This is a genomic window from Gammaproteobacteria bacterium (assembly GCA_034522055.1).
In the GTDB taxonomy this organism is placed as follows: Bacteria; Pseudomonadota; Gammaproteobacteria; order JAABTG01; family JAABTG01; genus JAABTG01.
The window spans coordinates 1,087,294-1,111,591 of sequence record JAXHLS010000002.1; the positions used below are offsets into that span (position 1 = coordinate 1,087,294).

Below are 24,298 nucleotides of genomic sequence, written 5' to 3' on the forward strand. Positions count from 1 at the left end.
CCGTAGAGGGCTACGGTGCCCGTGCCGAGGGTGTTACCCCTGGAGCGGGCGGCGGAAACGGTAGATCCCCACGTCTATGACGCCATCGCGAAAGCCCGTCTCACAATAGCAGAGGTAGTACTCCCACAAGCGCCGGAAGCGCTCGCCGTAGCCGAGTTCCCGCAGCCGCGGCCAGGCGGCGTGGAAGCGTTCGCGCCATAAGCGCAGGGTGGTGGCGTAGTCCGCGCCGAAGGTCTCCACATGGTCCAGCACCAGGCCGGCGCGGCGGGCCTCCCGGCGCAGGCGGCCCGGGGAGGGCAGCATGCCGCCGGGGAAGATATAACGCTGGATGAAATCCGGGCGCCGGCGGTAGCTCTCGAACACCTTGTCGTCGATTGTGATCACCTGCACCACCGCCGGCGCCCCGGGCTTGAGGCGCCCGTGGAGGGTACGGAAGTAGTCGGGCCAGTGGGCCTCCCCCACCGCCTCCAGCATCTCGATGGACACCACCGCGTCGTAGCTGCCGGCCACGTCGCGATAGTCCTCCAGGCGCACCCGGCCCCGCTCCGCCAGACCGCCGCGGGCGAGGCGTTCCCCGGCGTAGGCCAGCTGCTCACGACTGAGGGTGATGCCCGTGGCCCGGCAGCCGGTGGTGGCCACGGCATGCTCCAGGAAGCCGCCCCAGCCGCAGCCCACTTCCAGCACGTCGGCGGCGCCGTGGATCCCCGCGAGTTCCCCGATGCGCCGGTACTTGCGTCGCTGGGCGGTCTCCAGATCCCCCTGGCCGGGCTCGCCGCTGCCCGCTCCGAAGAGGGCGGCGGAATAGGTCATGGTGGGGTCCAGCCAGGCGGCATAGAAGGCATTGCCGAGGTCGTAGTGGTATTCGATGTTGCGGCGACTGCCGCGGCGATGGTTATCCCGCCGGCGATGAAACATGCGGTTGACGGCGCGGCTCAGGACACTGCCCTCCAGCTGGCGGCTCCAATGGTCCTCGTTGTGCTTCACCAGGGTCATGAAGCCCACGAGATCGGGGGTATCCCAGTGGCCGTCCATGTAGGACTCGGCGAAGCCCGTGTCCCCCTTCAGGAACAGCCGGGTGAGGGCCGCGTAGTCGTTGATGCGAAGGCTGGCCTCGGGGCCGGCCGCGAGGTCGCCGCGGAAGGTCTGGCGACTGCCGTCGGGAAACTCCACCGTCAGGGTCCCCATGCGGATACGCTGCAGCAGGCGCCTCAGGGACAGGCCGACGATGCGCCCCCCCAGGCGCAGGCCGGCATCCACGAGGGGCACGTTCCAGCGCAGGCCGAAGCCGGTGGCGGCGATCTCTTTGGTACTCATAGGTAAGGTGGCTCCCTGTTAGCGGGGTGGGTTAGCGAGGTCGGTCTTGGTCGATCAAACTCACGGCCTCCCGCGGCGCGGCGGGCCGTTGGTGGAAGGGCACGCCCTTGGCCCACAGGCGCAGGGCCTCCCAGTGGATGCCGCCCATGACCTTGAGGGTCATGAGGGGCATGCGCCAGGCCATGGACCACAGGTTGCGGTCGTTGAGGGCCAGCCGCCGGCCACCGAACCAGGCGTCCAACACCCGCTTCCCGCCACAGCGCTCGCGAATTGCGATGGCCAGGCGCTCCCCGGGGCGCTGCACCTCGAAGTCGTAGTGACAGTCCATGGGCAGGAAGGGGGAGACGTGAAATTCCTTGTCACAACCGTGGCGCACCACCGCTTCGTCCGCCGTGGCGGGAATGAGGTAGCTGTGGCGTTCGCCGAACGTGTTGCTCACCTCATATATAAGGGCCCGCAGAATGCCGGCGCGGTCGTGGCAGTAGTAGACGGACAGGGGGTTGAAGACGTACCCGAGAATCCGCGGGTAGCACAGCAGGCGGACGGGGCCGTCCACATCCGCCAGCCCGGCCCGCGCCAGCTGGCCCCGCACGTAGTCCCGCAGCGGGCTGCCGTCGCCGTGGTCGCGATCATGGACGGAGTAGAAGGCCCGCCGGTTGTAGCCGAACAGCCGCAGCCCGGCGTCCAGCAGGGGCAGCTCGTCGAGGTCGAGATACAGCGAGAACACGCGGTAGTCGAGGCGGTGGTGGCGGGGGGTGAAACGCTCATGGCCCACGCGCCCCCGGTAGATGGCGGATGCCCTCATGCCGCGACGGCCCTCCCGGCGGGCCCAGCCACCGGATAGACATGGATGCGGCCGTTGGGCTCGTCCACCTGCCAGGGCCGGGCCACGCCCCCCAGCTGTTCCGCCACCGCCAACCCGGCCTGGAGGCCATCCTCGTGGAAGCCGTGACCGAAATGGGCCCCGCAATACCAGGTACGGCGGGTGCCCTGGAGGTTCCACAGCAGTTGCTGGGCGCGCATGGCGGCCACGTCGAACACGGGGTGCTCGTAGAGGAAGCTGCGGTGGATGGTGTCCTCGCGGGGCATCTCCTGGGGATTCAGGGTGACGAACAGGGGCAGCGCCGTCGGCAGCCCCTGGAGCCGGTTCATCCAGTAGGTCACGGTCACCTTGCGCTCGGAGATGCCCCCCTGGTCCATGCCCTGCTGTTCCATAAAGTTCCAACTCGCCCACGCCCGGCGGGACCGAGGCATGAGGCTCGGGTCCGAATGGAGAATGGCGAGATTGCGCTCGTAGCGGAAGGCCCCCAGCAGGCGGCGCTCGGCGCCGTCGGCATCCCCCAGCATGGCCAGCGCCTGATCGCCGTGGGTGGCGATGACCACGTGGTCGAAACGCCGCACCTCGTGCTGGCGGTCCTCCACCCACACGCCGTCCGGCGCCCGCCTCACCTGGGTAACGGCGGCATTGGTGCGGATGCGGCCGGCATAGTCTGCCGTGAGGCACTCCACGTATACCCGGCTGCCACCACTGACGGTGCGCCACTGGGGCCGATCGCGGGTCTGCAGCAGGCCGTGGTTGGCGGCGAAGCGGGTGAAGGCGAGGAAGGGATAATCCAGCATGCGGTTCACGGGGGTGGACCAGATGGCCGCCCCCATGGGCAGCAGGTGGTCGTGGATGAAGGCCTTGCCGTAGCCCTTGAGATGCAGGTACTCCCCCAGGGTGAGGCCCTCGATGGCCGGCTTGGCGGCATCGACCGGGGCCTCCCGGTAGAAACGCAGGAGGTCCCTGATCATGCGCCACAGGCGCGGTCGCGCGATGTTTCGCGCCTGCGCCAGCAGGCCCCAGAAATTCGATCCCGAGTACTCGAAACGCCCGCCATCCAGGGATGCGGCGAAGGACATGTCACTGGGATGGCTGGCCACGCCCAGGTGGTCGAACAGAGCCACCAGATTCGGGTAGTTGCGGTCGTTGAAGACGATGAAACCCGTATCCACGGCCACCGGGCCGACGGAGGTGTCCAGGGTCACGGTGTTGGAGTGGCCGCCCACGCGGTCGTCCTTCTCGAAGACCGTCACGTTATGTCGCTGCGCCAGCAGCCAGGCCGCCGCCATGCCGGAGATCCCGGTGCCGATGACGGCGATGTCGAGGGGGGTATGTGCCATGCCTGATTCGTCCTGTAGGGCCCCGAGGGGTCAATGAAGTCAGGACTTGATACGGCACCCCGGGACAGGCGGATCAGCCGATGCGTGCCCCTCACACCGCGTCCCGTCCAGGGCATGATCCAGATCCCGCGGGGCGCCGTAGCTGTGTATAGTTCACCCTGGACCCACGACAATGCAGGCAGCGCTCATTATTAACCAAAGTCGCATGGACGATTCACCCTCCCAGGATGAACTCATCGCATGGTTCACGGCGGTGGGCATACGCCGGGACCGCCAGGCCTTCGAGGCCCTGTTCCACCACTTCGCCCCCAAGATAAAGCGCTACCTGCTGCGCCAGGGCGCGCCGGAGCACCACGCCGAGGAACTGGCCCAAGAGACCATGGTGCAGATCTGGCGCAAGGCCCATCAGTACGATCCCGCCAAGGCGGTGCCCGGCGCCTGGGTCTACCGGGTGGCCCGCAACCTGCGCATCGACCGGCTGCGGCGCCAGCGTTTCTATGAGGTGGACCTGGACCAAGTGGCGGAACAGGCGGACGAGGCCCAGGACCATGATCGCGCCACCGACCGCATCGATGGCGAACAGATTCGCGCCCGGGTTGCGGCGCTACCCTCCGAGCAACGGGAGATCGTGAATCTCGCCTATTTCGAGGGCCTGAGTCAGTCTGAAATCGCGGCCCGACTCGACCTGCCCCTGGGCACCGTCAAGTCCCGCTTGCGGCTCGCCTTCGGCAAGCTGAGGAAGGCTCTGGGAGAAGAGTTATGAACATTCGACACCATCCCGATGACGCCACCCTGGTGGCCTACGGCGCCGGCAGTGTAAGCGAAGGGTTTTCCCTGCTGCTGGCCGCCCATCTGGAACATTGCCCGCGCTGCCGCCGGCGGGTCATGGAGACCGAGGTCTTGGGCGGAGGCCTGATGGAGACCCTGGAGGACGCCCCCCTGTCCGGCGCCAGCTTCGACGCCGTGTGGACCCGGGTATGCGCGGATGAGGAGTCCGCCGCCCCGTCCTCCCCGCCGCCGCCCCGGTTGGACGGGCTGCCGGCGGTGCTGGCCGCCCATCTGCCCGGGGGCCTGGAAGGCATACGTTGGCGCACCCTGGCCCCCGGCATCAAGCAGCACGTGTTGCGGGACGTGGACTGCGGCAACGGCACCATCCGGCTGCTCTCCATCGCCCCGGGCACCACCATTCCCCAGCACGGCCACGGCGGCTCGGAACTCACCCTGGTGCTCAAAGGTTCCTTCATGGACCAGATAGGCCGCTTCCAGGCCGGGGATGTGGCGGACGTGGACGTCGCCATCCACCACCAGCCGGTGGCGGACACCAGCGAACCCTGCATCTGTCTCATCGCCACCGACGAGCGGCTGCGCTTCTCGGACCCCGTGAGCCGCATGCTCCAGCCCTTCTTCGGCATCTGAGAACGCCGCAACCCGCCCTGCTGCATGGCAGTGGGGCGAGGGCTTCCGAGGACATTCAAATCCGACCATCCTGATGTGGAGATCCGACCATGATGCGAGTTCTCGTCATCGCCGCCGCCCTGCTGGGAGCCCCCCAGCTCGCCCTGGCCTGCGCCGAGACCCTCGACCACCGCTTCAAACGCCTCGCGGGCGACGAGACCGTGCACCTGTGCGAGGCCTTCCGGGACAAGGTGGTGCTGGTAGTGAACACCGCCAGCAAGTGCGCCTATACCCCCCAGTACGAAGGGCTGGAGGACCTCTACCGCCAGTACCGGGAACGCGGACTGGTGGTGGCCGGCTTTCCCAGCAACGACTTCGGCGGCCAGGAGCCGGGCACGGAGGCGCAGATCCAGGAGTTCTGCCGCCTGACCTACAGCGTGGAGTTTCCCATGTTCGAGAAGACCCGGGCCGCCAAGGGTAACGCGGACCCCTTCTACCGCCGCCTCGGGGAGCTGGCGGGTGAATACCCGCGCTGGAACTTCCACAAGTACCTGCTGGACCGCGACGGCAACCTCGTGGCCAGCTTCCCGAGCCAGGTGTCACCCGACGCCCGGGAGCTGGTGAAGGCCATCGAGTCCCTGCTCTGAACCCCATGCCAGCCCCAACCAGCACCCCACCCATCGCCACCCGCGACTTGTGGCGGGCCGCGCCACCGGCCCCCAGCGCCGGCTGGCGGCTGGTCGAGGACGGCGTCATGGGCGGCCTGTCCCGCGGCACCATGGTGACCGCCGAGCGGGATGGCGCCACCTGCGTGTGTATGTCCGGGGAGGTGCGGCTGGAGAACGACGGCGGGTTCCTGCAGATCAACCGGGACCTTCCGCCCGCCCAGCGAGACGCCTCCGCCCATCACGGCGTGCTGCTGGAGGTGGCGGGCAACGGCGACGCCTACGGCCTGCACCTGAAGACGGGCGATGTCCACCGGCCCTGGCAATCCTATCGCGCCACCTTCGTCGCCCGGCCGGCGTGGTCCACCGTGCTCCTGCCCTTCCCCCTGTTCCGCGCCCACCGCCTCACCGCACCCTTCGACCTCAGGGATCTGCGCCGCCTCGCCGTGGTGGCCATCGGCCGGGCCTTCCACGCCGAGGTATGCATTCGTCGTATCGCCTTCTATCGCGCCTGACGGGCGCCGCGGCGGCTGCGAGCCGCGCCCCTGATCGCCGCCACGAGGCCATGCCCGCCTTGACCGCCACCCATGCCCCGGAGGGCCCGCCGCCTCCGGTATCCGTTGGGCAGGCCCTTCGCTACGAGACCAATCTGAGTTCCATCAGCTGCCGCGGACCGGACGGCCGGATCGCCATGATGCATGCCGAACGGGCCGAACGAGTGAAACGCCGGCGCTGGATCAGCAAGCAGTTTTTCTAAACTTTCATGCCCTAAAGCCGCTGTGATCGGAAATGAAAGCCACGCATACGCTCACGGGGCCGGACCGGGGGCATATCCACCCAGGGCTGGTGGACTTCCATTATCGCTAACGACACCATCACCGAGTCCCTGGAGATGCGCCACGCCAACGAGCTGGCGGAACGGCATACCCGGCGCCAGGCCTATTACGACGAACTCACACACCTGCCGAACCGGCGCCTGCTGGCGGAACGCATCGGCCAGGAGCTGGCCCGCTCGCGGCGCCACGGCGACATGGGGGCGCTGCTGTTCCTGGACCTCGACCATTTCAAGAACATCAACGACTCCCTCGGCCATCCGGCCGGCGACCAGGTCCTGAAGCAGGTGGCGGAGCGCCTGCGCCACCGCGTGCGGAGAGAGGACACCGCCGCCCGGCTGGGGGGTGACGAGTTCGTGGTGCTGCTGTCAGACCTGGGGAATTCCGAGGCCCAGGCGGGCACCGAGGCCGGTGCCTTCGCCGCCGAACTCCAGCGCATCCTGAGCCACACCCCCTATCATGCCCATGGCCACGAGCTGCACATGTCCACCAGCATCGGCATCACCCTGTTCCCGGTGGGCGACGAGGACGGCGACGACCTGCTGCGCCAAGCGGACACCGCCATGTACAGCGCCAAGTCGGGAGGCCGCGACACGGTCTGTTTTTATCGCACCGACATGCAGCAGGCCGTCAACCAACGCCTGCAGGCGGAAAAGGAGCTGCGCACGGCCATCGCCAACCATCAGCTCATGGTGTTCTACCAACCCATGGTGGATCACCATGGACATCCCTTCGGCGTCGAGGCCCTGGTGCGCTGGCACCACCCCGAGCGGGGGCTCATCACCCCCGATTACTTCATTCCGGTGGCGGAGGAGAGCGGCATCATCTTCGAGCTCGGCAACTGGGTGTTACGCACCGCCTGCCAGGACCTGGCGCGGCTGCGCCGGCGCTACGGGGCGGCGGCACCCACCGTCTCCATCAACCTGAGTCCGCGCCAGTTCCTGCTGCCGGGGCTCGCCGACACCATCATCGCCATCGCCGCCGACACCGCCGCGGATCTGAATTACATCCGCCTCGAGGTCACGGAGAGCGGCCTCTTGGACAACGTCGAGCGGGCGGTGGAGAAGATGGAAAGGCTGCGGGAGTACGGCGTGCGGTTCTCCATCGACGACTTCGGCACCGGCTATTCCTCCCTGGCCTATCTCAAACAATTGCCGGTGGACACCCTGAAGGTGGACCGCTCCTTCATCCGCGACGTGCTGGTGGACAAAGACGACGCCGTCATCGTGGAGACCATCCTGGCCATGGCCAACCATCTGCGCCTCCACAGTGTGGCGGAGGGCGTGGAGACCCCGGAGGTGGTGGAGTTCCTGGCCGCCCGCGGCTGCGAGCGCTTTCAGGGCTACCTGTTCGCCCGCCCCATCCCCTTCGAGGAACTGCTGGGATTCATCGACGAGCGCGTCCCGCTAGACCTTCAGGCCGGCACCGCCCTGCCCAATTAGCCCCCCGGGGCGGGCGTGGATCAATCGTAGATCTTCTTCCAGCGCCGGCGCCGGGTCTGGCGGATGATCACCCCCTTCACGTCCGCCAAGCCCCCAGGCAGGGGCAGGTCGGGATAGGCATCGTTCAGGGCGCTGAGGTAGGGTGGGCCGTCCGCCGGGATGCGCAGCTGACGGAAGATGTACTCCTCCCCCTGGGTGGCGAACACGAAGGCGCCGTCCACCCGTGGCGCCGAGGGATCGATGATGATCACCGCGCCGTCGATGAACTCCGGTTCCATGCTGTCTCCCAGTACCTGGAGGGCGAAGGGCTCGGCCTCGGCGCAGCTACTGTAAAACTCGTCCATCGGGCAGACCTCCCCGGCTTCACGCCGTCTTCAGGTTGATATCCGCAGGCCCACCGGGCGGCGCCACGGCCACGCCCTCCTCCGCCTGGGCCTGCTGCAACTCCCACATGCGGGCGTAGGTGCCGTCCATGGCCAGCAGTTCGCGGTGGGTGCCGCGTTCGATGATACGCCCGGCGGCCATCACCAGGATGGTATCGGCATCCACCACCGTGGACAGCCGGTGGGCGATGACGAGGGTGGTGTGGTGAGCGGCCACCTCGTCGAGGGCCTTCTGGATGGCCTTCTCGGCATGGCTGTCGAGGGCCGACGTAGCCTCATCGAACACCAGGATCCGCGAGGCCTTGAGGATCACCCGCGCGATGGCCACCCGCTGCTTCTCGCCCCCGGACAGCTTGAGGCCCCGCTCCCCCACCCGGGTATCGTAACCATCCGGCAGAGAGGCGATGAAGTCGTGGATGTGGGCCAGCCGCGCCGCCTGCTCCACCTCCTCGCGGCGCGCTGCCGTGCGGCCGTAGGCGATGTTGTAGTACACGGTGTCGTTGAACAGCACCGTGTCCTGGGGAACGATGCCGATGGCCCGGCGCAGGCTGTCCTGGGTCACGTCGCGGATGTCCTGGCCGTCGATGGTGATGGCGCCGCCGGTGACGTCGTAGAAGCGGAACAGCAGCCGCGCCAGGGTGGACTTGCCGGCGCCGCTATGGCCCACCACCGCTACCTTGTGGCCGGGCGGGATGACGAAATCCACGTCCTCGAGGATGGCGCGCTCGGGCTGATAGGCGAAATCCACGTGGCGAAAGGCCACCTCGCCGTCCGTCACCCGCAGTTCCGCGGCATCGGGCCTGTCGGCGATCTCCGCGGGCGTCTCCAGCAGCCGGAATACCCGGTCCATGTCCGCCAGAGCATAGCGGATCTGGCGATAGACGATGCCAAGGAAATTGAGCGGGATGAAGAGCTGCAGCAGGAAGGCATTCACCAGCACCAGGTCGCCGATGGACAGCTCGCCGGACACCACCCCGGCGGCGGCATAAAACATGATAACGGTGACGCCCATGGCGATGATGGCGCCCTGACCGAAGTTCAAGGCGGACATGGAAGTCTGGCTGTTCACCGCCGAGTATTCCCAGTCGGCCAGGGTGCGGTCGTAACGCGCCACCTCGTGGGCCTCGTTGGTGAAGTACTTAACCGTCTCGTAATTCACGAGGCTGTCCATGGCCTGGTTGTTGGCCTCCGACTCCTGGCGGTTCATGGCATGGCGGAAGTGCATGCGCCAGTTGGTGACCTTGAGGGTGAACACCACGTAGACCACCACCGTGCCCAGGCACACCAGGGCGAAGGTGGGGTCGTAGTTCACCAGCAGGATGCCGATGATGAGCCCGAACTCCACCACCGTGGGCAGGATGCTGAAGGTGAGATAGTTGAGGATGGAGCTGACACTGCGCGAGCCCCGCTCCAGGTCGCTGGACACCGCGCCCGTCCGGCGCTCCAGGTGATAGCGCAACGCCAGCTCGTGAAGGTGGCCGAGCACGCGGTTGGAAAGGTTGCGCATGGCATGGTAACGCACCCGCGCGAACACCGCGTCCCGTAACTCGTTGAACAAGGTGGCGGCCAGCTTCAACGCGCCATAGGCCGCGAGCAGAAACACCGGCAGGGCGAGCAGGGTCTCGGGGCTCTGCTCCAGGGCGTCCACGATGCCCTTCAGCACCAGCGGGATCCCCACGTTCGCCACCTTGGCCAACAGCAGCGCCGCCAGGGCGAACAGCACCCGCCCCCTATAGTCCCAGATGAAGGGCAGCATCAGGCGCAGGTTGCGCAGGTCGCTGCGGTTGCGGTGAGGATCTTCGGTGTATCCCTGGGTGTACATTGGGCGCCTAAAATATCATCGGGCGGGGAGGTTTACAGCCAGGCGCTTTGGGGAATAGAGGGGGGGATACACCAATTTTGAATTCTTAATTTTGAATTGGAAAAGCGGGGGTAACTGCCGGGGCGGGGAAGGGCGGGCCGTTAATTCAAAATTCGAAATTCCCTTTTCGCCGTTCAGCTTGCCGCAGGCCGGGGGCAATGTGCTGATAATGGTGGCCGAAGGGAATAGGGAAATGGGAAAAGGGAAAGAGTTAGCTTCGGGGCGGAGCGGCGGAACCGCTGCGCTTGGTTTAACCTCCACATCTCCCTGATCTCCTCCCTTTTCGCGTAACTTCGCGTTTTTCGTGGTTACATTCATTATTCAAAATTGAGCGCGTCGGCGGTTGGCAGGTAACGAAAAAGGGGTGCCATTAGCACCCCCTTCCCGTAAACCGCTGCGACGCCTGCGGTGTTACGCGCCTACGTGCTCTCTGATTGTCTTGACGACCACATCGCTGGAAGTGGCCGGGATATCCAGCAACTGACCCTCTTTGCGGTAGAAGTCCACCAGGGGGGCCGTTTTCTCGTTGTAGACGTCCAGGCGGTTGGAGATGGCCTCCTCGGTCTCGTCGTCCCGCTGCACCACCTGGCCGCCGCACTTGTCGCATACGCCTTCCACCTTGGGGGGCATGCTCTTGACGTTATAGATGGCGCCGCAGTCCACGCAGGTACGGCGGGTGGTGAGGCGATCCAGCAGGACGTCGCGGGGCACTTCGAGATTGACCACCGCGTCCAGCTCCACCCCGATGTCCTTGAGCAGGTCGCGCAACTGCTCGGCCTGGGGAATGGTGCGCGGGAAGCCATCCAGCAGGAAGCCGGCCTGGCAATCATCGTCCTTGAGCCGCTCCTTCATGATGTCCATGATGAGCTCATCGGGCACCAGATCGCCGGCGTCCATGTAAGCCTTGGCCTGCCTGCCCAGTTCCGTGCCTTCCTTGACGGCCGCCCGCAGGATGTCGCCGGTGGAGATCTGCACGGAGCCGTCGACGTCGCTCAGCAGCTTGGCCACCGTACCCTTGCCCGCGCCCGGGGCCCCCAGAAGAATCAGTCGCATAGTGCACTCCTATTGTTTTCAGTGAGTTACGCAATCCCGCCCTCCAACTCTCGGACGGCAATGGTTGAGTATGACCGGTCATTTTCCCCCATTTCCGCCCGGGAATCGAAGAAAATGTACTACTGAGGGCAGAAATGGTTCTTGGGTGCCCCCGCATCGGGTCCCCGTGGCTCAGAGGGATTACTACTCATCCCCAGCGTAGATTCGCGTATCTGAGTGGTCCCGGGGGAGACGTCGTGACTGTATGAATGGTCAAGAGTGTCGTAGTATTTGGCTAATTTGCTTCACAAGCATCCTCTCAGGACCGCCCGCAAACACCAAGGAATCGAGCCATGTCCAATGCAGAAGCGTCCCGCCCCGCCGGTATGCACCGGCCCCAACGCGCCGCCGAGTGCTTCGCCGAACACTCCGCCGCGGAGAAGCACCGCCTGAAGAGTTTCGGCGATGTCTTCGACGAAGCCCTGTTCGATGAGGCCGTGGACTTGGTACTCCGTAAACTCAAGCGACTGGAAGACGAGGGCCGGGCATGATCATTCATCGCATCAAAGCCGAGAATTTTCTCAAATACCATCATCTGGAACTCGCGGACCTGCCCACGGAAGGGCTCATCGCCATCAGTGGCGACAACGAGTCGGGCAAGAGCGCGATCGGCGAGACCATCTGTTTCGCCCTCTTCGGCCGCACCTTCGCGGTGGCCCCGGACAACCTGGATAAATTCATCCGCTGGGGCGAGATGCGGGCCTCGGTGGAACTCGAGTTCTCCGCCCGGGATAACCGGCGGTTCGTCCTCACCCGACTCGTCGACCGCGACCATAACCATTCGGTGCGCCTGGCCGCCGCAGACGACCCCGATCAGTTCATCGCCCGGGGACTGGAATCCGTCGCCGCAGCCTTGCGGGAATCCATAGGCTTCGACTACGAGGAATATGTGGAGGCCTTCTATCTGGCTCAGCGGGAGATCACCACCGCCCACTCCCACAGCGAGGCGGTGCGGGTGATGGCAGGCATGGCCCCCATGGAGACCTGCCAGCGCGAGATGAAGGACGAAATCACCCTGGAGTCCGAAGCCATCGCGGGCCTGGAGGCCGAGGTCAAGGAGGTGGACCAGGCCATCGAAGAGCTGGGCTATGACGAGGATCGACTGCCACAGCTGACGCACATGGATCAGGTGCTGAAGACCCAGGCCGCTCTGGTGGAGGAACGCCTCGGGGCCCTGGATGCCACCACCGTCACCTACCAGAAGCAGGAACCCACCCTGCGGGCCACCGAGCACTCCAAGCGCGTGGCCTCCAGGTTCGCCCTGCTGTTCCTCCTGATCGCCCTCGCCGCCCTCGTCCCCTGGGGGCTCATCACCTATCTGCCCGACTCCGACATCACGGCCCAGGTGGCCCCCCTGGTGGAGGGCCGGGTACAGTTGCCGTGGCTGCTCTATGGCGGCGGTGCCAGTGCGGTGCTGTTCCTGCTGTTGTGGATCCGTTCCGGGGTGATGGGCGGCAGGATACGGGGCCTGCGTCAGGCCGGCCGCGATCTCAAGGCCGCCTGGGAGGCCCTCGATGGTCTGGACGAAGGGCTGCGCGCCCACCAGGAGGCCCTGGCCGATGTGGTGCCGGAGCGGCCCACGCCCGAAGCGGGGCAGCGCGAACGCGACATGGAACTCATCGCCAGCGCCCGCGCCTCCGGTGACGATGTGCGGCATGCCTTGGGGAGCGACGAGGCCTGGCTGACCCGTACCGCGGGACGCATCGCCCAGCGCTTGGAGGACGTGACCACCGAGCTAGAAGACGCCCGCGGTGTGGAGGCGGAGTACAACCGCATGCAGGAGATCAAGCAGGATCTGGAGGACCGGATCGCGGGCCACCACCATCGCATCCGCCTGCGGGAAATGGCCGATAACCTGGTGGAAGGCGCACTGCGCCAGTTATCCCACACCTTCACCGGCAACCTGCGGGGCCTGTCCGGAGTCACCCTGCCCCTGTTCACCGAGGAGCGCTACCAGCACGTCATGATCGATGAAGACCTCACGGTACGACTGTTCTCCAACGAGAAGCGCGACTATATGGACATGGACGAGGTCTCCACCGGCACCCAGCGCCAGGTATTGCTGGCCCTGCGCCTGGCGCTGGCCCAGGAACTCATCAACCGCGTGGTGGAAGGCAAGCAGTTCGTGTTCCTCGACGAGCCCTTCGCCTTCTTCGACGAGACCCGCATGCGCAGCGCCCTCAACGTGCTGCCGCGACTCAGCCAGGACATTCCCCAGGTATGGGTCACCAGCCAGGACTTCCCGGCGGAGGTGACTTTCGACCGTCACGTCCATCTGGCGCACAACGCCGATAGCTATCCGGATGAGCCGCCGCGGGAGACCCATCCGGCGCTGCCCCCCCAGGAAGAAAACCCATGAAGCTCCCTGCAATTGCCGCAACCGCTGCGCTCATGGTGGGCGTGGTGGCGGCCCTGCCCGCCGCCCACGCCGACTGGCGGGATCTCCTCAAGAAGGCCGAGGACACCGTCAAGGGTGCCACCGGGGATTCCGGGGGCTCGGCGGCCACCGCGCTGTCAAGCACGGAGGTGGCCAAAGGCCTCAAGCAGGCCCTGGACGTGGGCATTCAGCGCGCCATCGAGTACCTGGGCCGGGAGGGTGGCTTTCTCGACGACGCCGCGGTGAGGATCCCCATGCCGAAACCGCTCCAGCCGGTGGAGTCCACCCTGCGGCGCTTCGGCCAGGACGAGCTCGCGGATGACTTCGTGGAGACCATGAACCGGGCCGCCGAGCGGGCCGTGCCCGAGACCCTCGACATCTTCCGCGACAGCGTCCAGGCCATGACCCTGGACGATGCCAGGGAGATCCTCAACGGCCCCGACGACGCCGCCACCCAGTACCTGCGCCGCAGCTCCGGGGAACGTATCCAGCAGGCCATCCGCCCCCTCGTCGAAGAAGCCACGGACAAGGCCGGCGTCACCTCGGCCTACAAACGCATGGCAGGCCAGGCCGGCTCCATGCTGTCGGGCTACATGGACACCGGCAGCCTCGATCTCGACCAGCATGTCACCGCCAAGGCGGTGGACGGCCTGTTCCTCAAGCTGGCGGAGGAAGAGCAACGGATCCGCGAGAACCCCGCGGCCCGCTCCACCGAGCTGTTGAAGAAGGTGTTCGGCGGCGGTTGACCTCCCGCCCCTGGCTGCGGCCGTGGCCCGGGGCAGGATACCGTGGCAGACATTGCAGCCACCCGGCCGAGGCCCTAGTATTGCCGGCTCACTGCAACCTGGTGCCCCCCGTGCTCCGTCTAATCGTCCTGTCCGCCCTGCTCGTGCTCTCCCTGTCCGCTACCGCCCAGACGGTACGCTATGCCACGGACCAACTGAGCATTCCACTGCGCTCCGGCACCAGCACCGGCCACAAGATCCTGCGCATGATCAAGAGCGGCACCCCTCTCACCGTGCTGGAGACCTCCGATGCCGGCTACACTCGGGTGCGCACCGGCGACGGCGCCGAGGGCTGGGTCCTGACCCGTTATCTCATGTCCAGCCCCGCCGCCCGAGAGCAGTTGTCCACCCTCTCGGAGCGGGTGGCCGAACTCAGCGCCGAAAACGCCCGGCTGCGGGATAGCGCCGGCGAGTTGGAGTCCACCCGGGAGGCCCTGCAGGAGACCCGCGCCGAACTGGAGGCCATCCGCCAGACCGCCGGGCGCACCCTGGCCATCGAGGAAGAGAACAAGCGTTACCAGCAGGAGGTGCTGGAGGCCCGGGAACGCCTGCGGGGGCTGGAACTGGAGAACGCCGCCCTGAAAGACGAATCCGGTCGCGACTGGTTCCTCATGGGCGCGGCGGTGGCCCTGGGCAGCCTGCTCTTCGGCCTCATCATCCCGCGCATCCCGTGGCGCCAGCAACGCCGCTGGGACCAGTTTTAGCGGCGTTGTCGGTTGCCAGGAGCAACCGATATCCGCGCCCGCAAAACGCCGAGTTTCCGTCGGCTGCCAAGAGCAGTCGACCTACGCCTCTGTCCTTCTCCCCAGGGGAAAGGGGAAATGGGAAAGGGAATAGTGAATAGGGAATAGGGAATAGGGAATAGGGAATAGTGAATAGTGAAAAGATTAACATCGGTGTGCCGGGGCTGCTGAAGCCGAAACGGTGGATCCGCTGCGCCTTTTCCAACTGCCAATCCTCCCTGACCTTCTCCCTTTTCGCGTCACTCGCGTCTTTCGCGGTTACGCTTTTTTGTAGGTCGGGATTCATCCCGACATCCGGCCCCGCCGTATGCGCCCCGCGCCAGGTGGAATCCCCGCCGGCGCGGCTGTCGGGCTAAAGCCCGACCTACAGCCCGACCTACAACCCGACGCACAGGTACACCGCCATCGCCAGTTCCCGGCGCACGAATGTAGGTCGGGATTCATCCCGACATCCGGCCCCGCCGTATGCGCCCCGCGCCGGGTGGAATCCCCGCCGGCGGGCTGTCGCTGTCGGGCTGAAGCCCGACCTACAGCCCGACCTACAGGCTGACCCCTGGCGCCAGAAAGAGGCGTAGGTCGGCTGCTCCTGGCAGCCGACGGGGGTAATCGACCTACGAGCTTCCGAGCCCCGCCCGCATGGCCTCCCCATACTCCTTCAGGGCCGCCAGCACCTGCCGCGATGCGGCGTCCGTGCGTTCGCTCTCCAGGCGTTCGATGGTGGCGAAGTAGTCTTCGAGGCCGAGTCCGGTGCCCGCCTCGGGCGACAGCAGTCGCCGGCGCCGGTATTGCTCCCAACACCGGCGCTCGTCGGCATCCAGGGTCTCGGGGTGATTGCGGGCACGAAAGCGGAATACCAACTCCTCCAGGCGCTCGTCGGCGAAGGTGGGGATATCCGCCAGGGCCTCCGGCGGCCCCGCCAGCAGGACATCGAGGGCCCGCCGATCCCCATCACCGATAAACCCGCCGCTATAGAGGGCCACCTCCGGGTCCTGGGGTGAAGGGGGCTCGATGCGCTGGAACACCCGATGCATGCGGGCCGTGAGGTCCCCGGCCTCCCCGAGGGCGGCGGCATGGCGGGCGATGGTGGCGTGGTCCAGGCCGATGCGCTCCGCCGCCACACCGTCCAGGGTGTTGAGGGGTACCACCACCGGGGCGTGATTGATAAGGACCACCTTGAGGGGCGGCCGCGCCACCCCTGCAGGCAGGTGATCCGCGGTACTGAACAGCCATTCCCGCAATGCCGTCTCGTCGGCGGTGATCACCTGTTGAGGGTCGTGGCGCAGATCGCACACCACCACGCCATTGCGGTTGGTGGGGTGCCAGGCCAGGGGCAGCACCGCTGTGGTGCAACCGGTGGCGGCGGGATAGCGGGCCGAGGTGTGGAGCACCGGCTCGCCGCTGCCCGGCACCAGCAACCGCGCCACCGCCTGTTTGCTGCGGTGGCCATAGACATAGTCGTAGAGCCGGGGCTGCCGGGCCTTCACCAGCCGTGCCAGGGCGACGGTGGCGCGGACATCGGCGAGGGCGTCGTGAGCAGCGCCGTGGGGAATGTCATTGGCCGCCGTGAGTCCCTCCAGGCGGAAGCTGGGGTGGCCGTCCTCCCGCCGCGGCCACTGGATCCCCGCCGGTCGCAGGGCGTAGGTGAGGCGCACCATGTCGATGATGTCCCAGCGGGAATTGCCGTTCTTCCATTCCCGGCCATAAGGGTCCATGAGATTGCGATAAAGGGTATGGCGGGTCACCTCGTCGTCGAAACGCATGGAGTTGTAGCCCACGCCACAGGTGCCCGGACGGGCCAGTTCATGGTGGATGCGGGTGATGAACTCCCGTTCGGAGACCCCCTGTTCCAGGGCCCGTTGCGGCGTGATACCGGTGATGAGGCAGGCCTCGGGATGGGGCACGTAGTCATCCGTGGGACGACAATAGAGTTCCAGGGGGTCGCCCACCACCTCGAGGTCCTCGCCGGTGCGCAGGCCGGCGAACTGCACCGGCCGGTCCCGCCGCGGGTCCACGCCGAAGGTCTCGTAGTCGTGCCAGTAAAGGGTGGTCCCGGTGGCCATGGCGCTCCTTTGTCGGCAATAATCAGCGTGTACCGTGCTGCTGGCACGCCATGGTACGTGAGTTACCATGGTGCTGGCACCCTGCCCCCATGATCCCGACGACGGCCGTCACGCCCATGAACCCGACGCCATCCCTGCCATGACCAGCCCGCCGGAGCAGCCCGCTCCCCACACCAGCATCTCGCCCTGGGACGCGCCCCCGCCCACCTGCGGCATGGAAAAAAAGAACCGGCGCATCGCCCGCTGGCCGTCCGACCGCGACGTGGCCCTCGATTGAGGCGCGACCAGGCCATGCCTCCTCCCGCCATCCCCATCACCGAGATCGCCGCCGGCTTCGGCTTGCCGGCGGCGGGCGCCCATTGGGAACCCCTCGGCAACGGCCGCATCCATCACACCTTCCTGGCCCATTATCCCGGGCTCGGGTCCTCCGCGCGGCGGGTCCACCAGCGTCTCAACCTGACGGTATTCCGCTACCCCGAGGAGGTGATGGAGAACCTGGGGCGGGTATCCAGACACCTGGAGGCGGCCCTGCCGGAGATGCCACCCGAGGAGCGGCGGCGGCGGGTCCTGACCTTGGTGGTGGCCGCGGATGGCCGGCCCTGGTTCGTGGATTCCCGGGGCGAGTGGTGGCGCACCTTCCACTACGTGGAGGACGGCGTGGCCCACGAACGCCCGCCGGGACCGGCGTGGGTGGAAGCCGCCGCGCGGGCCTTCGCACGTTTCAGTCTGGCCCTGGATGACCTGCCGCCACCGCCCCTGAAAACCACCCTGCCCGGTTTTCACGATACCCCACGGCGCCTGGTGGCCCTGGAGCAGGCCCTCCTGCGGGATCCCATGGGGCGGGCCGGCGATGCCGCCGAACTGGCCGCGGTCCTGCTGGCGCGGCGCGAGCTTGCCGCCCTCATTCCCCGCGCCCTGGCCGCGGGCAGACTGCCCCTGCGCACCTGCCATAACGACACCAAGCTGAACAATGTGCTGTTCCACGGCCCCCACCCCGAGGTGCTGTGTGTGGTGGACCTGGATACCGTCATGCCCGGCACCGTGCTCCACGACTTCGGCGATCTGGTGCGTTCCACCATCGCCGGCGCGGACGAGGACGACACCGCCACGGCACCCCTGGCGCTTCAGATGGAGCATTTCGCCGCCGCCGTGGCGGGCTATATGGACGCCCGTCGCGGCTGGCTCGACGCCACCGAACTCGCCCTCATGGCCCATGGCCCGGCGGCCATCACCCTGGAACTGGCGGCCCGCTTCCTCACCGACCATGTCACGGGAGACGGCTATTTCCCGGCACCACAAGCCGGCGACAACCTGCGCCGTGCCCGCCGCCAGTATCGGCTCCTCCAGGCCCTGGAGACCCACCACCGTGATCTCGTGGCGGTGGTGGAGCGCGAGGCCCGATCATGAGAGACTTCGGTTCCCTTGGAGAAACGCCAAGGGATTTTGTGATTTTTCCATGGCTCCATTGTCGAACACCGGGGTGTTCGAAGATGGCGGCACGTCCTGGTGCCGCAGGGGAGCCGCATTTTTCATGCTTTAGCGGAACGACCGCACCATGATCCTGCCCGACATCGACGTTCTTACCCATCTGGTACGCACCGCGGCCCGCGAAGAACTCCTGCCCTCGTTCAATCAAGTGAAGCGCGAGTTCAAGGGGAACGGCAGCGTCGTGACCCGGGTGGACCATGCCATGCAGGCGCGCCTCGCGGCCACGCTCGCCGAACACTGGCCGACCATCGGCTTCCTGGGCGAGGAGATGACCAAGGCGGAACAGATCAACCGGCAGGCCGCCGCCACCGAAGGCCTGTGGGTGCTGGACCCCCTGGATGGCACCACCAACTTCGCCGCCGGAATCCCGTTCTACTCGGTGTCCCTGGCCCTCCTGGCCCACGGCCGGGTGGTCATGGGGGTGGTCTACGACCCGGAGCGGGACGAGATGTTCCACGCCGTGGCCGGCGGCGGTGCGTGGCTGAACGGCGAACGCCTCGAGCCCGTAAGCATCGCCATGCCCCTCGAAAATTGCGTGGGGGCGGTGGACTTCAAGCGCCTGCCCCGCGACCTCGCCCTACGCCTGGCGAAGGGACCACCATACTCCTCCCAGCGCAGCTTCGGCTCGGTGGCCCTGGACTGGTGTTGGGTGGCCGCCGATCGCTTCCACGTCTACGTCCACGGTCGCCAGAAGCTGTGGGACTACGCCGCCGGCCTGCTCATCCTCGAGGAGGCCGGCGGTCACGCCGCCACCCTGGATGGCGAAGCGGTATTCGAGGACTCCATCGCGTCACGTTCCGCCATCGCGGCCATGAACGGGCCCCTGTTCGAGGCCTGGCGCGCCTGGATCCTGGAAGGATGACATGTACGCTCTGGTGTATGTAAGCTCCGCCACCACCCTGTTCAGCGAAGCGGACCTCGTGGCACTGCTGGCCCAGTCCCGCGAGAAAAACGCGGGTCTCGGGATCAGCGGCATGCTGCTCTACAAGGAAGGGAACTTCATGCAGGTCCTGGAAGGGGAGAAGAGCGCGGTGCTGGGGCTCATGGACGCCATCCAGGATGACCCCCGGCACCACGGAGTCATCATCATCAATCAAGGCGACGCTCCGCGGCGCCAGTTCGGCGACTGGTCCATGGGTTTTCGCAACCTGGACGATCCGGCCCTCCGCGCCACCCCCGGTTACAGTCCGTTCCTGAACACCCCCATCACCGGCGATGTCTTCACAGGGGATGAGGGCCGCTGCTGGGAACTGCTCCATCTCTTCAGGGCCACCATGTAGCGCTGCCGCGGGGCTGCCCGGCCAGACGAACCCTGCCAGCTCATGCCGGCCGCGATGCTGGTAAACTCCGGCCGGGAGATACTCCACTCAAACACCAAGGAACCGAAATAAATGATGGGTTTGGAAATCGGCGGCCTGTTCGGCCTCATACTCCTCGTCCTCGACATCTACGCCATCGTCAAGACGGTGCAGAGCGGCGCCTCCACGGGTGCCAAGGTGTTGTGGATAGTCATCATCATCCTGTTGCCGTTGCTCGGACTCATCCTGTGGTTCCTCTTCGGCCCCAGCGGCAACGGCAGGTCGCTGAGGTAACCCGGCCTCAACCGCTTTCGTACAGGGCCTGCTGAAACAGGGCCAGGCGGCGGGGCAATCGTGGCAGTTCCTGACCGTGACGCCAGCGGCTGGCGTGGTGGACATCCAGGGCCTCCAGACGGTCCGCGGGCGCCGGATGGGTCTTGAACAGCAACGCCAGGGCGTCGCTCGCGCCGCCCATGGCGTCCAGGGTCACCAGTACACCCCGCAGGCCATCGGGGGCATAGCCCGCCCGTTGCGCCAGTACCACGCCGTCCCGATCGGCCTCGAACTCGTCCTCCCGATCGAGGCCCTTGGTATAGAGTTCCATGCCGGCATTCACCAGGGCATCGATATTGCGGCCGTCCTGCCGGGCCATGATACTGGCCACATCGGCGGCCAGGCCCATGCGGGCCTGCTCCTGGATGGCATTCAGATGATGGCGGCGCAGCACGTGGACGATCTCGTGGCCCAGCACCCCCGCCAGCTCCGCCTCGTCCCGCAGGGCCATGAACAGGCCGCGGGTGATGAACACATAGCCTCCGGGGGCCGCGAAGGCGTTGATGGAATCCGTATCGATGACGCCGAAACGCCAGGGCAGGGACGGCCGTTCGCTGTGGCGGGCCACCCACAGGCCAACCTGATTCACGTAACGCTGGACCGAGACATTCTCCACCAGGGGCGCGGCCCCCAGGAGGCGGGCCGAGACCGCCGTGCCCAGTTCTATCTCCCGGGGCTCGTCCACTTCGGTGACCGCCTCCTGGGCCTTGCCGATCATCTCGCCCACCTTGCCGAGATCGATGCTGCCGAAGTCGAAGCCGCCCGCGGTACCCGCGAACAGCACCGTAACGCCGAAAACCACTGTCTTGAAATGCATCCTGTCGCCCCGTCTAAAAGCCAAAGTTCAGACCACCGCCCCCGTCAGAATCCCGCTCGTCGGCGGCCACCTCCACGTAGCCCACGTCCCGCGATGACAATCCACCATCGCTGGCCAGGCTCGCCGCCTCCACCCTATCGGCGCGAAAACCGTCGAGACGCCGTATCTGGGCCATGTCCGAGCGGGCATTGTTGATGTCCACGGCGTCGAGGCCGCGGATACCGATGGTGTTGGTCACCCGTCCCCCCTGGTTGCCGCCGCGGGAGAACAACCCCAGCAACCCGCCGATGCCGGATTCCTTTTTCGCCGCCTTTTCCCCTTCCCCCGCACGAACGTCGAAGCGCCGGATCCAACCCTCCTGACCGCTATCCTCGACCCTCACCCGCAACCACAGGCCCTGGCCCTCGCCGATGGCCACGCGCGTATCCGCCGGCACCCGGGCCACCACCTCGGCATTGAAGGCCGGGCCCGCCAGCAACCGGCTGTCGATGAAGACGGTGCCCACGCCGGACTGGGCGAGGGCCTCCAGGCACCACCCGAAGGCAGCCAAAAGCATCCATGTATTCCGTGTTTTCAATTCACACCCCTTACCGCACAATGATCCGATTCCGACAGATTATAGCCCCCACCGCGGTCGGGTTGGCGAGGCGCCGGCCATGAGGCGTCCGCCCACGCGCGGCGCGACCACACGGGCCGAACGACCAACCACAGAGGGCATCCGCCATGAATCCAGAAACCCACGTCCGTGAACGCTACACCGCCGGGGCCGCCAGCCGCCAGGAGGAACTCTGTTGTCCGGTGGATTACGACCCCGCCCTGCTGGCGGCCCTGCCGGCCGAGATCATCGACAAGGACTACGGCTGCGGGGACCCCAGCCGTTACGTGCGGCCGGGGGACCGGGTGCTAGATCTGGGCTCCGGCGGCGGCAAGCTGTGCTACATGGCCGCCCAACTGGTGGGGCCGGCGGGTTTCGTCACGGGCGTGGACAGCAACGATGACATGCTGGCCCTGGCACGCCGCTACCAGCCGGAGATGGCGGCCCGCCTCGGCGGCGAGCGCACCCGCTTCCTCAAGGGACGCATCCAGGACCTGGCCCTGGATCTGGAGCGCCTGGAGGCCTGGCTCGCCCACAACACCATCCGCACCAGCGCCGATCTGAACCGCCTGAAGGCCCGGGAGGACGAACTGCGCGCCGACCACCCCCTCATCGCGGACGCCTCCGTGGACCTCGTGATATCCAATTGCGTCCTCAACCTGGTGGACGACCGGGACAAGGGTCGCCTCATCCGCGAGATCCGCCGCGTGCTGCGGCCCGGCGGGCGCATCGCCATCTCCGACATCGTCAGCGACCGGGAGGTCCCCAAACACCTGCGCCGGGATCCCGAACTATGGTCCGGCTGCATCTCCGGCGCCTTCGAGGAACGGGCCTTCCTGGAGGCCTTCGTCGACGCCGGATTCCATGCCGTGCGCTACGACAAGTGGGACCCGGCGCCGTGGCGGGAGGTGGAGGGGATCCGCTTTCGCGCCGTCACGGTGACGGCCGTCAATCCCCCTGCTGCCGATGATGCCATCGGCGCCGGCAGCGTGTTCTATCGCGGTCCCTACGCCCAGGTGGCCCTGGAGAACGGGCGGGTATTCCAGCGTGGCCGGCGCACCGAGGTGGATGCCGGCCTGCACGCCCTGCTCACCGGCGGCGTCTACGGCGAGGATTTCGTGGCGCCCGACGGCGTCCCCGCCTCCTCGGGTGGTGGCTGTGGACCGCGATGTTGCTGACGCCGGGCCACTTCTGCTGGTGCGAGACCGTAACCCGGGACCCGGCGGGCAGTGCGCGCTTCTATGGTGAATTGCTCGGCTGGCAGCCCCGGGAGGAGAGCATGGGCCCCGCCGGGGCCTCCACCCTGTTCAGCCTCGACGGCCGGGACGTGGCCGGCGCCGCGGCCATGAGTGCCCGCCCGCGCCACCCGACGGCCGGCGGCTACTGGCTGAGTCATATCCTGTGCGAGGACGCGGAACAGCTGAGCGAGTCAGCGGCAGGCCTCGGCGGCGGGGTGACGATGCCTCCCACCACCATCCCGGGGGTGGGACGACTGGCCATCCTGACCGATCCCCGGAGTGCCTCGTTCGCCTTGTGGCAGGGGGCCGGCGACGTCGAACCCTGGCCCCGCCTGCCGGGTTATCCCTGCTGGTTCGAACTCAACACCGGGGCCCCGGAGGTAGCGGAATACTATTGCGCCCTGCTGGGCTGGCGGACAGAGACCCGGCGCTACGACCGGGACTACACCGTATTCTTTAAGGACGACACGGCGGTGGCCAGCGTGGCCGTGCTGCCCCCCGGTTCGGCGGTGGCGGACCACTGGCTGCCTTTTTTTGCCATAACAGGCTGCGGCACCATCGTGAGCCGCGCCACCGACCTGGGGGCCAGCATCAGGCTCCCGGGCACCCTGGTACCCGGCCTCGGCCGCTACGCCGTGATCGTGGACCCCTTCGAGGCCGCCTTCGCCGTCAAGCAGAACCTCTGAGGCCGTGGCCACCCCGCTGCCAGGGCTGCTGGGCGCCATCCTGCTGCTTAACGGGGTCGCCGTCCATGGCGCCCCCGACAACGGCCACCGCCTGCTGGCCGAGTGCCGGGCCGCCCAGGCCCTGCTGGCGGACGCCCCCCTGGACGCCACTACCCGGGAGGGGGCCATGTACTGCCTGGGTTACCTGCGGGGGGTCACCCGCATCGTCACCATCGGCCATCATCTGAAGCCCCAGGGACAACTGTTCTGTCCGCCCCGGGAAGGCATCCGCAGCCGGGATGCGGTGGAGGTACTGGTACGCTATCTGGAAGCCTTTCCGGAACGCCTGCCGGCCCCGCGCGTGACCCTGGTGGCGGCCGCCTTCATGCGAGCCTGGCCCTGTACCCCGCCGGCATGGCCCGACGGCCCGCCACCGGTGGGCCTCGAGGACCGCTGGCAACCGTAATTCGGGGACAGTTTACTAATTAGGCTCGTGAGCAGAATTCGTGGGTGTAGAAGGGGAGCATTTTCTCTCGCCAAGAACGCCAAGGAACCTGTTTGATTGTCGGGATAAATCCCGACCTACAAAAAGCGTAACCGCGAAAGACGCGAAAGGACGCGAAAAGGGGGAAGGTCAGGGAGGAGTGGCAGTTTGAAAAGGCGCAGCGGATCCACCGTTTCGGCGTCAGCAGCCCCGGCACACCGATGTTAATCTTTTCACTATTCACTATTCACTATTCCCTTTCCCCTT

27 protein-coding genes are annotated in these 24,298 nt (G+C 66.8%); 18 read left to right on the forward strand and 9 right to left on the reverse strand.

The window, feature by feature from the left end; all coding sequences use genetic code 11:
• Positions 1-33 precede the first annotated feature (33 nt).
• The 3 genes from U5S82_05260 to U5S82_05270 are packed head-to-tail and all read right to left on the reverse strand — an operon-like array spanning position 34 to position 3,477.
• Complete coding sequence (locus tag U5S82_05260) at positions 34-1,314, reverse strand: cyclopropane-fatty-acyl-phospholipid synthase family protein (protein ID MDZ7751069.1); 1,281 nt, start codon at positions 1,312-1,314, stop codon at positions 34-36.
• Positions 1,315-1,345: 31 nt separating this feature from the next.
• A complete protein-coding gene (locus U5S82_05265; protein MDZ7751070.1) occupies positions 1,346-2,119 on the reverse strand; it encodes a DUF1365 domain-containing protein in 774 nt (257 codons plus the stop codon).
• On the reverse strand, positions 2,116-3,477 hold the full coding sequence (locus tag U5S82_05270) for an FAD-dependent oxidoreductase (protein ID MDZ7751071.1): 1,362 nt from the start codon (positions 3,475-3,477) through the stop codon (positions 2,116-2,118). The genes U5S82_05265 and U5S82_05270 overlap by 4 nt, the downstream gene beginning before the upstream one ends.
• A 205-nt stretch (positions 3,478-3,682) precedes the next feature.
• Between U5S82_05270 and U5S82_05275 the strand changes: the two genes are divergently transcribed.
• The 6 genes from U5S82_05275 to U5S82_05300 all read left to right on the forward strand — a co-directional run bounded on the left by U5S82_05275 (position 3,683) and on the right by U5S82_05300 (position 7,812).
• Entirely contained in the window at positions 3,683-4,240 is a 558-nt protein-coding gene (locus U5S82_05275; protein MDZ7751072.1) for a sigma-70 family RNA polymerase sigma factor, read from the forward strand.
• On the forward strand, positions 4,237-4,893 hold the full coding sequence (locus tag U5S82_05280) for a ChrR family anti-sigma-E factor (protein MDZ7751073.1): 657 nt from the start codon (positions 4,237-4,239) through the stop codon (positions 4,891-4,893). The genes U5S82_05275 and U5S82_05280 overlap by 4 nt, the downstream gene beginning before the upstream one ends.
• A gap of 92 nt (positions 4,894-4,985) precedes the next feature.
• Complete coding sequence (locus U5S82_05285; protein ID MDZ7751074.1) at positions 4,986-5,519, forward strand: glutathione peroxidase; 534 nt, start codon at positions 4,986-4,988, stop codon at positions 5,517-5,519.
• A 5-nt stretch (positions 5,520-5,524) separates the two neighbouring features.
• A complete protein-coding gene (locus U5S82_05290; GenBank protein MDZ7751075.1) occupies positions 5,525-6,052 on the forward strand; it encodes a CIA30 family protein in 528 nt (175 codons plus the stop codon).
• A 50-nt stretch (positions 6,053-6,102) separates the two neighbouring features.
• The gene (locus tag U5S82_05295; protein MDZ7751076.1) at positions 6,103-6,294 is read left to right on the forward strand and encodes a hypothetical protein; all 192 of its coding nucleotides are present in this window, start codon (positions 6,103-6,105) and stop codon (positions 6,292-6,294) included.
• 135 nt (positions 6,295-6,429) lie between these two features.
• A complete protein-coding gene (locus tag U5S82_05300) occupies positions 6,430-7,812 on the forward strand; it encodes an EAL domain-containing protein (GenBank protein ID MDZ7751077.1) in 1,383 nt (460 codons plus the stop codon).
• A 20-nt stretch (positions 7,813-7,832) separates the two neighbouring features.
• Here U5S82_05300 and U5S82_05305 read toward each other — a convergent pair whose 3' ends face one another.
• From U5S82_05305 to U5S82_05315, 3 genes are all read right to left on the reverse strand, one after another.
• On the reverse strand, positions 7,833-8,156 hold the full coding sequence (locus U5S82_05305) for a S24 family peptidase (protein MDZ7751078.1): 324 nt from the start codon (positions 8,154-8,156) through the stop codon (positions 7,833-7,835).
• Positions 8,157-8,175: 19 nt separating this feature from the next.
• Entirely contained in the window at positions 8,176-10,017 is a 1,842-nt protein-coding gene (locus U5S82_05310; GenBank protein ID MDZ7751079.1) for an ABC transporter ATP-binding protein/permease, read from the reverse strand.
• Between the two features lie 450 nt (positions 10,018-10,467).
• Positions 10,468-11,109: an adenylate kinase gene (locus tag U5S82_05315; GenBank protein MDZ7751080.1), complete on the reverse strand. Its 642-nt coding sequence runs from the start codon at positions 11,107-11,109 to the stop codon at positions 10,468-10,470.
• A gap of 332 nt (positions 11,110-11,441) precedes the next feature.
• Here U5S82_05315 and U5S82_05320 point away from each other — a divergent pair, with 332 nt between their 5' ends.
• The 4 genes from U5S82_05320 (at position 11,442) to U5S82_05335 (ending at position 15,014) form a co-directional block, all read left to right on the forward strand.
• A complete protein-coding gene (locus U5S82_05320) occupies positions 11,442-11,639 on the forward strand; it encodes a hypothetical protein (GenBank protein ID MDZ7751081.1) in 198 nt (65 codons plus the stop codon).
• Positions 11,636-13,507, forward strand: a complete 1,872-nt coding sequence (locus tag U5S82_05325; protein ID MDZ7751082.1) for an AAA family ATPase — start codon at positions 11,636-11,638, stop codon at positions 13,505-13,507. Before U5S82_05320 ends, U5S82_05325 begins: the two co-directional genes overlap by 4 nt.
• Positions 13,504-14,271, forward strand: a complete 768-nt coding sequence (locus U5S82_05330) for a DUF4197 domain-containing protein (protein ID MDZ7751083.1) — start codon at positions 13,504-13,506, stop codon at positions 14,269-14,271. Before U5S82_05325 ends, U5S82_05330 begins: the two co-directional genes overlap by 4 nt.
• Positions 14,272-14,381: 110 nt before the next feature.
• A complete protein-coding gene (locus U5S82_05335) occupies positions 14,382-15,014 on the forward strand; it encodes a TIGR04211 family SH3 domain-containing protein (GenBank protein MDZ7751084.1) in 633 nt (210 codons plus the stop codon).
• Positions 15,015-15,664: 650 nt separating this feature from the next.
• Here the strand turns inward: U5S82_05335 and sbcB are convergent.
• Entirely contained in the window at positions 15,665-17,113 is a 1,449-nt protein-coding gene (sbcB, locus tag U5S82_05340) for an exodeoxyribonuclease I (GenBank protein ID MDZ7751085.1), read from the reverse strand.
• A gap of 67 nt (positions 17,114-17,180) precedes the next feature.
• Here sbcB and U5S82_05345 point away from each other — a divergent pair, with 67 nt between their 5' ends.
• From U5S82_05345 to U5S82_05365, 5 genes are all read left to right on the forward strand, one after another.
• Positions 17,181-17,390: a hypothetical protein gene (locus U5S82_05345; GenBank protein MDZ7751086.1), complete on the forward strand. Its 210-nt coding sequence runs from the start codon at positions 17,181-17,183 to the stop codon at positions 17,388-17,390.
• A 14-nt stretch (positions 17,391-17,404) separates the two neighbouring features.
• Positions 17,405-18,520: a phosphotransferase gene (locus U5S82_05350; GenBank protein MDZ7751087.1), complete on the forward strand. Its 1,116-nt coding sequence runs from the start codon at positions 17,405-17,407 to the stop codon at positions 18,518-18,520.
• A gap of 148 nt (positions 18,521-18,668) precedes the next feature.
• Positions 18,669-19,463 carry an inositol monophosphatase family protein gene (locus U5S82_05355; protein MDZ7751088.1) on the forward strand — a complete coding sequence of 265 codons (795 nt, stop codon included), beginning with the start codon at positions 18,669-18,671 and terminating at the stop codon, positions 19,461-19,463.
• Position 19,464: 1 nt separating this feature from the next.
• Positions 19,465-19,881, forward strand: coding sequence for a BLUF domain-containing protein (locus tag U5S82_05360; protein ID MDZ7751089.1), 417 nt, complete (start codon positions 19,465-19,467; stop codon positions 19,879-19,881).
• A gap of 114 nt (positions 19,882-19,995) precedes the next feature.
• Complete coding sequence (locus U5S82_05365) at positions 19,996-20,193, forward strand: PLDc N-terminal domain-containing protein (protein ID MDZ7751090.1); 198 nt, start codon at positions 19,996-19,998, stop codon at positions 20,191-20,193.
• A gap of 7 nt (positions 20,194-20,200) precedes the next feature.
• Here U5S82_05365 and U5S82_05370 read toward each other — a convergent pair whose 3' ends face one another.
• Entirely contained in the window at positions 20,201-21,049 is an 849-nt protein-coding gene (locus U5S82_05370; GenBank protein MDZ7751091.1) for a M48 family metalloprotease, read from the reverse strand.
• 13 nt (positions 21,050-21,062) lie between these two features.
• On the reverse strand, positions 21,063-21,605 hold the full coding sequence (locus U5S82_05375) for an SH3 domain-containing protein (GenBank protein MDZ7751092.1): 543 nt from the start codon (positions 21,603-21,605) through the stop codon (positions 21,063-21,065).
• Between the two features lie 167 nt (positions 21,606-21,772).
• On the opposite strand from U5S82_05375, the gene U5S82_05380 reads away from it, so the two are divergent.
• The 3 genes from U5S82_05380 to U5S82_05390 are packed head-to-tail and all read left to right on the forward strand — an operon-like array spanning position 21,773 to position 24,013.
• Complete coding sequence (locus U5S82_05380) at positions 21,773-22,822, forward strand: methyltransferase domain-containing protein (protein ID MDZ7751093.1); 1,050 nt, start codon at positions 21,773-21,775, stop codon at positions 22,820-22,822.
• Positions 22,813-23,568 (forward strand): VOC family protein, encoded by a 756-nt coding sequence (locus U5S82_05385; protein MDZ7751094.1) that lies wholly within the window; start codon positions 22,813-22,815, stop codon positions 23,566-23,568. The genes U5S82_05380 and U5S82_05385 overlap by 10 nt, the downstream gene beginning before the upstream one ends.
• Positions 23,569-23,572: 4 nt before the next feature.
• Entirely contained in the window at positions 23,573-24,013 is a 441-nt protein-coding gene (locus U5S82_05390) for a Rap1a/Tai family immunity protein (GenBank protein MDZ7751095.1), read from the forward strand.
• The last annotated feature ends 285 nt before the right edge of the window (positions 24,014-24,298 follow it).

Coding starts and splice junctions, on each gene's coding strand:
- U5S82_05260 (MDZ7751069.1), bottom strand. CDS start 1,314: ATGAGTACCAAAGAGATCGCCGCCACCGGCTTCGGCCTGCGCTGGAAC.
- U5S82_05265 (MDZ7751070.1), bottom strand. CDS start 2,119: ATGAGGGCATCCGCCATCTACCGGGGGCGCGTGGGCCATGAGCGTTTC.
- U5S82_05270 (MDZ7751071.1), bottom strand. CDS start 3,477: ATGGCACATACCCCCCTCGACATCGCCGTCATCGGCACCGGGATCTCC.
- U5S82_05275 (MDZ7751072.1), top strand. CDS start 3,683: ATGGACGATTCACCCTCCCAGGATGAACTCATCGCATGGTTCACGGCG.
- U5S82_05280 (MDZ7751073.1), top strand. CDS start 4,237: ATGAACATTCGACACCATCCCGATGACGCCACCCTGGTGGCCTACGGC.
- U5S82_05285 (MDZ7751074.1), top strand. CDS start 4,986: ATGCGAGTTCTCGTCATCGCCGCCGCCCTGCTGGGAGCCCCCCAGCTC.
- U5S82_05290 (MDZ7751075.1), top strand. CDS start 5,525: ATGCCAGCCCCAACCAGCACCCCACCCATCGCCACCCGCGACTTGTGG.
- U5S82_05295 (MDZ7751076.1), top strand. CDS start 6,103: ATGCCCGCCTTGACCGCCACCCATGCCCCGGAGGGCCCGCCGCCTCCG.
- U5S82_05300 (MDZ7751077.1), top strand. CDS start 6,430: ATGCGCCACGCCAACGAGCTGGCGGAACGGCATACCCGGCGCCAGGCC.
- U5S82_05305 (MDZ7751078.1), bottom strand. CDS start 8,156: ATGGACGAGTTTTACAGTAGCTGCGCCGAGGCCGAGCCCTTCGCCCTC.
- U5S82_05310 (MDZ7751079.1), bottom strand. CDS start 10,017: ATGTACACCCAGGGATACACCGAAGATCCTCACCGCAACCGCAGCGAC.
- U5S82_05315 (MDZ7751080.1), bottom strand. CDS start 11,109: ATGCGACTGATTCTTCTGGGGGCCCCGGGCGCGGGCAAGGGTACGGTG.
- U5S82_05320 (MDZ7751081.1), top strand. CDS start 11,442: ATGTCCAATGCAGAAGCGTCCCGCCCCGCCGGTATGCACCGGCCCCAA.
- U5S82_05325 (MDZ7751082.1), top strand. CDS start 11,636: ATGATCATTCATCGCATCAAAGCCGAGAATTTTCTCAAATACCATCAT.
- U5S82_05330 (MDZ7751083.1), top strand. CDS start 13,504: ATGAAGCTCCCTGCAATTGCCGCAACCGCTGCGCTCATGGTGGGCGTG.
- sbcB (MDZ7751085.1), bottom strand. CDS start 17,113: ATGGCCACCGGGACCACCCTTTACTGGCACGACTACGAGACCTTCGGC.
- U5S82_05345 (MDZ7751086.1), top strand. CDS start 17,181: ATGGTGCTGGCACCCTGCCCCCATGATCCCGACGACGGCCGTCACGCC.
- U5S82_05350 (MDZ7751087.1), top strand. CDS start 17,405: ATGCCTCCTCCCGCCATCCCCATCACCGAGATCGCCGCCGGCTTCGGC.
- U5S82_05355 (MDZ7751088.1), top strand. CDS start 18,669: ATGATCCTGCCCGACATCGACGTTCTTACCCATCTGGTACGCACCGCG.
- U5S82_05360 (MDZ7751089.1), top strand. CDS start 19,465: ATGTACGCTCTGGTGTATGTAAGCTCCGCCACCACCCTGTTCAGCGAA.
- U5S82_05365 (MDZ7751090.1), top strand. CDS start 19,996: ATGGGTTTGGAAATCGGCGGCCTGTTCGGCCTCATACTCCTCGTCCTC.
- U5S82_05370 (MDZ7751091.1), bottom strand. CDS start 21,049: ATGCATTTCAAGACAGTGGTTTTCGGCGTTACGGTGCTGTTCGCGGGT.
- U5S82_05375 (MDZ7751092.1), bottom strand. CDS start 21,605: ATGCTTTTGGCTGCCTTCGGGTGGTGCCTGGAGGCCCTCGCCCAGTCC.
- U5S82_05380 (MDZ7751093.1), top strand. CDS start 21,773: ATGAATCCAGAAACCCACGTCCGTGAACGCTACACCGCCGGGGCCGCC.
- U5S82_05385 (MDZ7751094.1), top strand. CDS start 22,813: ATGTTGCTGACGCCGGGCCACTTCTGCTGGTGCGAGACCGTAACCCGG.